Source organism: Candidatus Neomarinimicrobiota bacterium, assembly GCA_022567655.1.
GTDB lineage: Bacteria > Fidelibacterota > SORT01 > SORT01 > SORT01 > JADFGO01.
In genome coordinates this window covers 1-10,880 of sequence record JADFGO010000072.1, presented here as the reverse complement: position 1 = coordinate 10,880, position 10,880 = coordinate 1, and the positions used below count along the sequence as shown (strand labels likewise).

Annotated in this window: 11 protein-coding genes and 1 tRNA gene; 4 read left to right on the top strand and 8 right to left on the bottom strand. The window is 45.0% G+C overall.

What is annotated here, in order from left to right:
- Positions 1-670 (bottom strand): hypothetical protein (locus tag IID12_07860; protein MCH8289002.1); only part of this gene is annotated, 670 nt, incomplete at its 3' end.
- A gap of 2 nt (positions 671-672) precedes the next feature.
- A complete protein-coding gene (locus IID12_07855) occupies positions 673-1,590 on the bottom strand; it encodes an IS1595 family transposase (GenBank protein MCH8289001.1) in 918 nt (305 codons plus the stop codon).
- A 533-nt stretch (positions 1,591-2,123) separates the two neighbouring features.
- Here IID12_07855 and IID12_07850 point away from each other — a divergent pair.
- Together IID12_07850 and IID12_07845 are read left to right on the top strand one after the other, a co-directional pair.
- Positions 2,124-2,558: a hypothetical protein gene (locus tag IID12_07850; protein ID MCH8289000.1), complete on the top strand. Its 435-nt coding sequence runs from the start codon at positions 2,124-2,126 to the stop codon at positions 2,556-2,558.
- A gap of 58 nt (positions 2,559-2,616) precedes the next feature.
- Positions 2,617-3,255 carry a TetR/AcrR family transcriptional regulator gene (locus IID12_07845; GenBank protein MCH8288999.1) on the top strand — a complete coding sequence of 213 codons (639 nt, stop codon included), beginning with the start codon at positions 2,617-2,619 and terminating at the stop codon, positions 3,253-3,255.
- Positions 3,256-3,259: 4 nt separating this feature from the next.
- Here the strand turns inward: IID12_07845 and mutT are convergent, their stop codons facing one another.
- Both mutT and IID12_07835 read right to left on the bottom strand, forming a co-directional pair.
- Positions 3,260-3,661 (bottom strand): 8-oxo-dGTP diphosphatase MutT, encoded by a 402-nt coding sequence (gene mutT, locus IID12_07840; GenBank protein MCH8288998.1) that lies wholly within the window; start codon positions 3,659-3,661, stop codon positions 3,260-3,262.
- 63 nt (positions 3,662-3,724) lie between these two features.
- On the bottom strand, positions 3,725-4,303 hold the full coding sequence (locus tag IID12_07835; GenBank protein MCH8288997.1) for an HDIG domain-containing protein: 579 nt from the start codon (positions 4,301-4,303) through the stop codon (positions 3,725-3,727).
- Between the two features lie 138 nt (positions 4,304-4,441).
- Between IID12_07835 and IID12_07830 the strand changes: the two genes are divergently transcribed.
- Positions 4,442-6,676 (top strand): PBP1A family penicillin-binding protein, encoded by a 2,235-nt coding sequence (locus IID12_07830; GenBank protein ID MCH8288996.1) that lies wholly within the window; start codon positions 4,442-4,444, stop codon positions 6,674-6,676.
- Positions 6,677-6,696: 20 nt separating this feature from the next.
- Here IID12_07830 and IID12_07825 read toward each other — a convergent pair whose 3' ends face one another.
- The 3 genes from IID12_07825 to IID12_07815 are packed head-to-tail and all read right to left on the bottom strand — an operon-like array spanning position 6,697 to position 9,895.
- On the bottom strand, positions 6,697-7,998 hold the full coding sequence (locus tag IID12_07825; GenBank protein ID MCH8288995.1) for a thymidine phosphorylase: 1,302 nt from the start codon (positions 7,996-7,998) through the stop codon (positions 6,697-6,699).
- Entirely contained in the window at positions 7,995-8,510 is a 516-nt protein-coding gene (locus IID12_07820) for a gamma carbonic anhydrase family protein (protein MCH8288994.1), read from the bottom strand. Before IID12_07820 ends, IID12_07825 begins: the two co-directional genes overlap by 4 nt.
- Positions 8,511-8,512: 2 nt before the next feature.
- On the bottom strand, positions 8,513-9,895 hold the full coding sequence (locus IID12_07815; GenBank protein ID MCH8288993.1) for an LptF/LptG family permease: 1,383 nt from the start codon (positions 9,893-9,895) through the stop codon (positions 8,513-8,515).
- Between the two features lie 113 nt (positions 9,896-10,008).
- Here IID12_07815 and IID12_07810 point away from each other — a divergent pair.
- Positions 10,009-10,082 (top strand) — tRNA-Arg (locus IID12_07810).
- Between the two features lie 245 nt (positions 10,083-10,327).
- On the opposite strand, the gene IID12_07805 is transcribed toward IID12_07810, so the two are convergent.
- A partial coding sequence (locus IID12_07805) for an FAD-dependent oxidoreductase (protein ID MCH8288992.1) occupies positions 10,328-10,880 on the bottom strand: 553 nt, incomplete at its 5' end.

The window sequence follows — 10,880 nt, the reverse complement described above, 5'->3', positions numbered from 1 at the left end:
CAGCATCCGACATGTGCTCATACCTTGAAGCTTCGCTTAATGAGGAAGCTTGAGAAACCCCTGATAGCGTTTTAGGCTTCATTGAATTCTCTACAATGCGCTTCGCGTCTGGGTGATGTTCTTTAGCTATCTGATCACGATAATACGCGGCGCTATTTGTTATAGCTTCGTAAACTACAATCTTTAAGCCCCCATAACCGGATATAGTCCAAAGTTTTCCCTCAACGGCACCTAATCCCTTTGTTTTATAGCCCTGTATGCTATCAATATTAGCTGCAGAATGTAAGGTAACATCACGTGGTGTCCCATTGGTTGTTATTTTCACTCTGCTAAACTCACTGTCCTTCGGGTCAGATACAGAAGATAATACTCTTGCGTGATTAAGAGCTCGATCATTAAAATATTCAGGTTGTTCCTGAGATTCTTCTAAGCTTTCAAGTCCATTACCTAAAGATGCTACAATCTTTTCGACTTCCTTTTTTGGTTCAGCCTCAGATTGAAGTATGATGCTGCCTTGTTTTACACTCACAATCCAATCTACGGATTTTTTCTTACCAGTAACCGCAGAGCTAACTTCATCCACAAGGCCATAGAAAGCTATCACAGCCTTTTTAAACTTGTCGGCTGTTATTCTATCCCCCTCAAGTTCCAATGTAATGATATTATTCATAATTAAGCCCTTGCCTCTTGTGAGTCCCGGTATAAAAGCCTTTTACCCTGTATTCCCCTTATTGCTATTATTGCTCTCTCTATATCGGTAATATCTCGTGTATTATACCTGAAATCGAATTCTCCAATATATCGTCTTAGATGTTGTGCGCTTACATGCTGGTAAATACCTGTTAAGCCACGCTTTAGAATACTGAAATAATTCTCTACAGTATTTGTATATATTGCTCCACGCACATATTCCTTTTTACTATGTTTAACAACGTCATGCTTAGCGAATTCTTTATTTAGTCCTATATAACTCTTAAAATCGTCAGTCATTATATGAGTATCTTTTTCTATTTGTTCCCTCATAATTGGTCTAAGGGTATTGGCTGTGACCTTAGGAACATGAAAAGACCTTACATTTCCACCACGTTCGACCAGAGAAAATATCTTCTCTTTATGTCCCCAACCACGAAAACCAGCCCATTTTTTCCCTTTATTACCCCAAAATGTTTCGTCAACTTCGACAACCTTATCCTTACCACCAAGTTTATTAACAAATATAGGATCATTCATTGCTTCTCGTATTCTATGGCTCATAAACCATGCTGTCTTATACGTAACTCCAAGCATTCTATGTAATTGGTGGGAACTTATGCCCTTCTTAGAGGCACAAAGAAGATAAACAGCTTGTAGCCAAATATGCAAACTTATTTTACTCCGCTCGAATAATGTCCCAACTGTGACCGTAAATTGTTTACGGCATTCCTTACATTTATGCACTCCGGGTCTTGTGCTTTTACCGGTCAATTTATAGTTGTTCTCCATGTTTCCGCAATGAGGGCAAATAGACCCATCTGGCCAACGAAGTTGTTCCATATATTCTCTTGCTTTCTTCTCATTCTGAAATTGCGGTGCATTTAATCCAGATTTCATCATATCTCCTGTTATCAATTACCTAAATATAACATATTTATTTGGGTTTGTCAAGTATATAATTGCGTAATTTATAGCATATTCACCCATATCAAGGCATGATTATAAGGAAAACATCACATTATTAGGGTAATCAGCTTCAAAATAGATATTCGCCTATTATAAATAATAAAATGGGTAATAATGTCAAATATATTAAAAATATAATGCTAATATAGGGGCATATCACAGAAATATAACGTATTGTGGCGCCGCTGATTTTGCTATTATAAGGACAATCGACATGGAATTTATTGGTTTTCCCTGGGTGGATATAGTCGTTAATTTTTAAGTACGACTCTTCCTTAAAGCGGTACAGAAAAATCCCGTGCTCTCACCCTGAATTCATCAGGTCTTCTTAACCAAAAATTAGTGGTAATTCAGAACTTCGATAAATATCTTACGTAAGCGTCTGAAAGGCGATTCGTTTTTAGAACTCGGAGAGTTAATGACCTGTTTAAACATCTTCCACTGCTTTACCAAGGAGAAGTGATATGTTTATATTGTTAATATCTGTATCGATATTGCTTTCAGTAATCGGAGTAGTGATGGTTGTATCCCCTAAGGCGGCAAATTGGCTTAACAGATCGGGCAATATTGTTATACTTACGGAGAAGAAGGTCTTGGAACACCGGTTTATGTCGGGAGTAATATCTCTCCTTTTCGGTGTCTTCTTCATGTATAAAGCTTCCGGTTATAATGAGTTGCACACGGAAGTACTGGTAATCCCATTTTACTCCATCGGTATATTATTGACGCTGGTAGGAATTATGTTTTTCATGTCTACCAGGTTTTTCGAATCGATAAATACCTGGACGAGCAAAGAAATGCTTAGCGATAGGCTTCTGATGAAATATCCCAGAGTGACGGGCGCCTTTTTTGTTTTTTCCGCTGTCATGGTCTACTTCACCGCCGAATATTTTAAATAAGATCAGTAAGGGATAATTACCTTTTCCAGAGAAGAAACGAATTAAGGATTAATATTCCGTGTCCGGGCGGGTAAATAAAAAAGCCAAACATGACCGTATTATTCAAGCGGGATTGAAAGTTTTTGCCCGCGATGGATATCCCAAAGCAAAAATAATCGACATAGCCGAGTCTGCCGGCATCGGCAAAGGAACGGTTTATGAATATTTCAGCAGTAAAAAAGAACTCTTTCTGAATGTTTTCTCTTATGTCAAGGAGTTGATATTGTCCAAACAGTGGGAAGTTTTGGATGAAGGGTTGAAGCCGCTGGATTCTCTAAAGAGAATAGCAAAGACGAATGCGGATATTTATATCGAAGAAAGTATGAAAATGAGGTTTCTCGCCCAATTCCGGGCTGAGTGCATCAGAAGAGGTGCAGACGGCGAGTTCAGCAGGAGCTTGAATGAATATCATGAAGAGATTATAGCGCTGATATCAAGATATGTCAACATCGGGATCGAGGAAGGATTAATCAGACCCACAGACGTTGATATGGTTTCCGAATATTACCATACCGCGCTTGATGGTCTCGGTGTTCAATATCTGCTGAACAATGGAGAGATGGACCTTAATTCAGCCGTAATTAGTTTGTATGAAATATTTATAAGAGGCATCGGGACATTTAACGGACGATACGCTGATCTGTCGGAGGAAACGTAACGGACTAATTACCGGATTCCGAAAGCATTTCAATTATACCCTCATCAGCCGGCGGGAACTCATAAAGTTTAAATTCATCGGGCTTGATCCAGGCAATTTCAGCGGATTCGATGGCGGTCGCTTCTCCTGACAAGATATCACAAGCATAAAATTTCATGTGCACTGCTATTTCAGGATATTCCGGGAATGATTCATGTAACAGCCGGTTTACCTGGATCTCTAACCCGACTTCTTCGAGAATCTCTCTTGTGAGCGCATCCTTCGTGGTCTCGCCCTTTTCCACCTTCCCTCCCGGAAATTCCCAATATCCGGCGAGGTGCGTTCCTTCCTTCCGTTTCGTGATGAGATACTTACCGTCCACCCTAATTACGGCAGCGGCAACAGTTATATTTTCCTGATCGGTCAAGAAATAGGATTATAGTTAAGACGCGCAGAGGTCTGATTCAATATGAGCGGAGAAGTGATTCAGTTAAAGTCCAAGCTTGTCAGCGATAGATTTCATCGCATCGAGGACAGTTTGCATATGCTCGTCCCTGTCAACCCCGAGTTCTTCGATCCCCTGTTCGATATGTTCACGGCTTACCTGGCGTGCAAATCCCGACTGCTTCAGCTTTTTCTTTATCGATTTTATTTTGACTTCCTCTATCTTTTTACTCGGACGAACGAGGGCGACTGCTACTATAAATCCGCATAGCTCATCTACCGCGAAAAGCGCTTTATCCATCAGAGTATCTCTCGGAGTGGCGCTTCCGGGTACGTGGGAGCGTATCGCATGGACTATTTCGTCAGGTGCGCCGTGTTCTTCAAGTATTTTTGCTCCCACCACCGAATGATCCTGATCTGAAGGGTATTTCTCGTAATCGAAATCGTGAATCAACCCGGTAAGACCCCAGAGGTCCTGGTCTTCTCCGTAAATCCCGGCGTAAGCTCTCATGGCAGCTTCCACTGAATACATGTGCTTCCGGAGATTTTCGTTTTCCACGTACTCGTGCATAAGGCTAAGCGTTTCTTCTCTTGTCAATCTCTCCGCCCTTATAGTTAGAATCATAATATATGGATTTCGCAAAAAAAGGCAAGGAGGCTGGCAGAGTAAATTTAACTTAGCAGTGAAAGTTTCAGGTGAGAAGTGTTTTCGAGACTCAAGCGCTCTTGCGTTTACACTGCCAGAAAGGTATAATATAAGGCTATGGCTAAGGGTAGAAGACCACAGGTAGCGGTTAAAGTCAGAAAACTTAATAAGAGGAAAATTCCTGACTCTCAGCGAAGGAAATTTCTAATATCTCTCATATTAAGTTTGACCGTCATAGTCTTCGGACTCCTCCTTTACGATTGGATGTCAGCCGATTTACCCTCGCTTCAGCAGTTGGAGAATTTCGATCCGAATCTCGTCACACGCGTTTATTCCGCTGACTCGGTGCTCATTCATGAATTTTTTGCCGAGCGAAGAGTATTGATACCTATTAGTGAGATACCCGAACACACCGTGAACGCATTTATAGCGACTGAAGATATCAGGTTTCGGAATCATTGGGGAATCAGCCCGCGCGATATGCTGCGGGCGGTGGCGGTGGACATACTGACGTTGTCGAAAAAACAGGGCGCAAGCACGTTAACCCAGCAATTGGCGAGAGTACTTTATCTCAACATGGAAAAGAGGTTTACGCGGAAGATAAAGGAGATGATCACCGCTGTTCAAATCGAGCGTACGTACACGAAAGAAGAGATCCTCGAGATGTACCTTAATACTATATACCTCGGTCACGGCGCTTACGGCGTTCAGGCGGCGGCTCGAAGATTGTTTGATAAAAAAGTACAGAATCTGACGCTTGAAGAATCAGCGATGTTGGCTGCTCTCCCGAAATCCCCCGGCGGTTACTCGCCCATATTCAATCCTCAAAAAGCGCTTTCCCGGCGCAATTTAGTATTAAAATTGATGAACAAGCACGGAAAATTATCGAGCAGCGAATATGTCCTGACACGAGCCAAACCGCTCGTGGTTCAGAGGAGGCTGAACGTAAACGGCTATGCTCGCTACTTCACCGAATATGTGCGGCAGCAGCTGAATAAAATGTCCGATGAATTAGGAATTGACGTTTTGAGAGACGGGTTGACCGTTTACACTTCGCTCGATACACGGATTCAGGCAGCGGCGGAAGAAGCCGTATTCAATCATATTGAAGGGATACGGACCGAGGCGGACTCACTGATTCCCGATTGGGCTCTCGGGCAGCAGGGAGTGGTAAATAAACGACTTATCGAAAACCCTGACGAGATAGCGGCAATAATCGATACGTCCCGGTACTCCATTGCGAGTGTCGATTCAATGCTGCGCGGTGAGATACCTTTGGAGCCGGCGCTAAGGCGTCAGTTGATAGTTCAGACGTCGCTTATTGCGAAGGATCCTGATACCGGTCATATTCTCGCGATGGTAGGCGGACGGGATTTCGATCTCGATAAATTTAACCGGGCAACTCAGGCGAAACGTCAACCCGGGTCGGTATTCAAACCGTTTGTGTGGACAGCTGCGCTCGACAACGGCTATCTCCCCTCGGACATGTTATTGAACCAGCCGGTCGTACTCTTCATGGATGATTCAACAAGATGGCGTCCGCACAATTACGACGGTTCCACAGGAGGATTGGTCGATCTCAGGCAGGCGCTTCAAAGGTCTTTGAACCTTATTTCCGTTCGTTTGGTTCAGGAATTTGTTACGCCGAGTATAGTGAGGGATTACGCCAAATCGATGGGATTTACAACTAACATAAGACCGGTGCAGGCAATTGCGCTTGGGACGAGCGAACTCATTATGTTGGAGGTCGTGTCGGCATTTGCTACTTACGCAAACAGAGGAGTATGGGTTTCTCCGGTCTTTATAACAAAAATAGTGGATAGATATGGTAACGTCATCATGGAGAATATTCCCGAGCGAAAAGAGGTATTGAGCGAGGAGACGGCATATTTGATGACGAATCTGCTTGAGTCGGTAATAAAACAGGGCACAGGAATTTATTCTCGAACAAGACATCATTTTTACATAGACGCCGGCGGAAAAACAGGTACGACGAACAATTTCACCGATGCGTGGTTCGTAGGTTTTACGCCGTTGATAGCTGCCGGTGTCTGGGTAGGTATGGACGACCCGCAGGTAACTCTCGGTGAGGGACAGGCTGGTTCCGTGGCGGCGATGCCGATCTGGGCAAATTTCATGAAAGCTGTTTATGACACCTTGAAATGGCCCGACGTTCCGTTTGAGAGGCCGGAAAAGATAGTTGAACTCGAAATATGCAGTGTGACGAAGAAAAATCCGACACAATATTGTCCCATCACTACCGAAATATATAACAAAAAGTACGTCCCGCAAGGACTCTGTCCTATTCATACCGGTATTATATCAAATCAGAAAGGTAAGGTAGATTTTTAGTTCGGCAGCACCCCGGATATTCAGATCACCTCTATTATAAGCTCGGGTATAAGAGGCTCGGCTTCGCTAACGCTTATAGATTCTTTGATACGGCTAAGCTGGGAACTCAATTTTTCATTCGAGCCGGAAAAAACTTCTGCGAGAACGTCACCCTGCTTCACGCTGTCTCCGATCTTGACGTTTAGTATGATTCCGGCTTTATGGTCTAAATCGTCTTCGATTCGAATTCTGCCGGCTCCAAGAGAGACTGATGCGATGCCGAGAGCGTATGAGTCGATAGAATCAACATAGCCGGAACTTTCCGCAGTAACCTTCCCGGAATACTCCGCGGGGGGATATTTTTCCGGTTCGGTGATCACCGATGTATCTCCTCCCTGGGCTTCAACCAGCTCGATGAACTTGTTTAATCCGGCGCCGTTTTGAATCAGCGACTCGAGAGTCGAATGAGCTTCATCAAGTGAGTCGGACAGACCGCCGAGAATCAGCATATGCGCCCCGAGAGTGAGCGTTAGTTCTTCAAGATCATCGGGACCATTCCCTTTCAGGCACTCGATAGATTCCTTGACCTCGAGCCAATTCCCGATAGTTTTCCCTAACGGCTGTGACATGTCCGTTAACAATGCTTTCGTCTTGATGCCTGACTTTTCGCCGATTGAAACTAAAGTGTTCGCGAGAAGACGGCATTCTTCGATATCGTTAAGGAAGGCGCCTCGACCTGTCTTGACGTCGAGAACCAGCCCGTTTATCCCCTCGGCGATTTTTTTTGACATTATGCTGCCCGCCATGAGCGGGATCGAACGGACTGTTGCGGTTACGTCCCGGAGAGCGTACATCTTTCTGTCGGCGGGCACAATTTTTTCTGACTGACTTATGATGGCGACGCCGATATTTGATACCTGCTGCAAAAATGCTTCGGTTGAAAGGTTCACGTTGAATCCGGGTATCGACTCCAGCTTGTCGAGCGTTCCGCCCGAATGACCGAGCCCTCTTCCCGAAATCATCGGTATCGGCACTCCGGCGGCGGCAACGAGGGGGGCAAGCACAAGAGATACCTTGTCGCCGACTCCTCCCGTAGAATGTTTGTCCACTTTAATTCCCGGGATTTCAGACGTATCGATAATTTCGCCCGAGCCGACCATCGACTTCACGAGGGAATCTGTCTCCCTGTCGGTCATCCCCCGGAAATAGACAGCCATCAGGAATGCCGCCATCTGATAATCTGGAATTTGTCCGTCACTGAAACCGGATATAAGGAAGCTGATTTCTTCTGAAGTAAGCTCGGACCCTTCCTGCTTCCGGGAGATCAGTTCATAAGGTGTCAAAGGATTCTTGATTCCTTTTTGAAGAGCTCGGAATATTGAACGTACTCTTCTGAACCGCTCATTATCCTTTTGTAATCCGCAGGAGTTGTTTTTCTTATTTCACGGGCCGGGATGCCCGCAACCAGGGTGTTCTCCGGAACTTCCACCCCTTCTAACACTACTGCTCCGGCGGCTACGATCGAACCTTCTCCCACCGTTGCTCCGTCGAGAACCGTGGCGTTCATGCCGATGAGAACTCTGTCATGGACACTGCAACCGTGAACAACGGCGGCGTGCCCGATAGTTACGTCATCCCCGATTTCGAGGGGAAATTTTCCGCTGACTACGTGCAGTATGGCGCCGTCTTGAACGTTTGACCTCTCTCCGATCCTGATGTAGTGCATATCACCCCTGACGACAGCGGAATACCAGATGGAACTCAGAGCGCCGATCTTTACATCGCCTATCACAGCAGCGCCTTCGGCGATGAAAACGCTTTCGTGTATGTCGGGTTTAACCCCCCGGAATTCGATTATCACTCCGAGTCGTTCCGCCTGAATATGAGCCTGAATTTTTCATATATCCTGTCGGCGTCCCAGGCGCTCGCCTGTTTGACCGACCTCGTTGATAGATAGATTCCCAACATGCCTACAAGGATGTTGGGAGACCACATCGCCCACGACGGTGATATTATGCCCCTGTCCGCAAGGTCTTCTCCCGCTATCAAAAACACCCAATACATTATAAAAAAGCTCAGGCTGATACTCATACCGACGGCGAATCCGCCCCTTTTTGCCAGTATCCCGAGCGGCGCTCCGACGAGCATAAAAACCACACAGGCAAACGGGATAGAGTATTTCTTCTGAATCTCGACGAGAAATCTGTTCTGCTGCCTTTTGTAATTATTGATTAGATTTATCTCGCTTGCGATAAGCTGGATCGTCCTTTTGATCTTTCTGATAGATTTTTCTATCGATTTACCCCTGTCGTCGGTCAATAAGCTTATTTGAGGTTCTGTTTGCTCAGCTTTGGATGCAGAGTTATCATCAGACTTGAAGATCTTTTCGAGACTTTTATCCGAATGCTTCTGTATCTTCTTACGGGCTGAACTGATTTTCGATTCCAAGTCGCGGACTTTTGCGCGCATCATGTCGGCGGACATCTCTCTGTCGCCCCGCCTCCGGGACGTACTCCGTTCCAGCTCCATATTTTTTATCGGAATCGTAAACCGGTGATACTCGAACTCGATTCTTCTGTACTCTTCCGGGTTGGCGACATTGAGTTCGTGAATCTCACCGTCTTCCAAGTCGAGCACTACACGCGATCCCCTCACGGAGATTTTGCCCCGTGAAGCGGTTATTGTTGTTTGAACTTTCGAGTTATCATCGTTATAAATGGTCACTTCCTCTAACAGTTCACCGTTCTTCCGCTTGACGAGGAGGCTGTAACCGGGGATGGAGTTAGTGAAATATCCCTCCTGTATGTTGAGATCGGGTCGTTTGCGGTAGATATCTGAACCGAGCATACGCGCTCGATGGTTGAAATCAGGAAGGACGTTATTGTTGAAATAGATCATCGAAGCTGCAACGACACCGGAAAGCAGAAGCCCCGGGACGATCATCCTGGTAAAACTCACACCCGCGGCTTTTAGTGAGGTGATCTCGTTATCCGCAGACAGTCTGCCGTAAGCCATCAGCGAGGCGATAAGCATCGCCATCGGAACGGCAAGCGCCAGTATCCACGCTAAGTTCAGCCCGATGTACTCCAATATCACAATCAGCTCGATCCCTTTGCCCAAAATCTTATCGACAGCCTTTATCATAAAGTTCATCATGAAAATGAAGATAATAACGAACAGACTGAGGAAGAACGGCGCGATATGCTCTGTTATGATATACCAGGGTAGCTTTTTAAACATAATTTTGTCACCTATGACGCCTGAAAATAGGAATTACGCCGATAAGGAACAAGCTTCACCGTTTAGGCTTGACTGATGCAGTTGGTTTCGATAAATTCCGATGGATATTCAATGCGCCCGTAGCTCAATCGGATAGAGCAACGTCCTTCTAAGCCGTAGGTTGCGTGTTCGAGTCACGCCGGGCGTACTAATCAGTAAGTTTTTAAAACAATATTTTTACAAGGCCTTAATGTTTTTACTTTGGAAAATTCAGCCATTATATGTTAATAAGAATTGAGTCAATTTTTCAGTGAATTATATACGCTTAATGTGTAACATAACTGGTGGACCGATTATTGGGGGCAGGTCAAAGAATTCGAGCAGTATCAGGGTCTTTTTTTGACTTTGGAGGTGGGCTAAAGAGTGGGGGGCAATACCTCTTTCAATAAGTTCTTATTTCATCATTTGATGATGGAGTTCTCCAATGTCACCCTTTTTCTCCATAAAAATCTCTTCGAATCGAATTTTCGACTTATATGGTTCTTCTCCAAGCTCAATTTTCAACCCATCCCCTTCCGACATGTATTGCGAATAAGTATATAGCCCTATGCCGCCTCCCTGGTCCATAACACAGCGAAATTCAGGCAGGTACATTCTCACGAGGCCTTTTTGATTAACCCTCCAGGCAATATGTTCTGCCGCGACGGTAGCCTGCATAAATGCCAAATGTCCCTGTTTTGGGCCGGGGTTACCAACGCAGTCTCCAACCGCGTAGATATTTCCGTGCTCCGATTCCTTCGCAAGCATATTTTTCATGTGCACTGGAACAAACCCACGTTCATCGATTAGACTAGAATTTTCCATTGCCGGGATTCCGCGATAGGGTGGCACCAGTAAGCACATATCATAGGGCATGGTCTTACCGTCTTTAAAATAGAGTCTGTTCTTGTCGAGTTTTACTAAAAAAACCTCAAGGTGAACGTTGATTCCGCGTTTCTTAAAATGG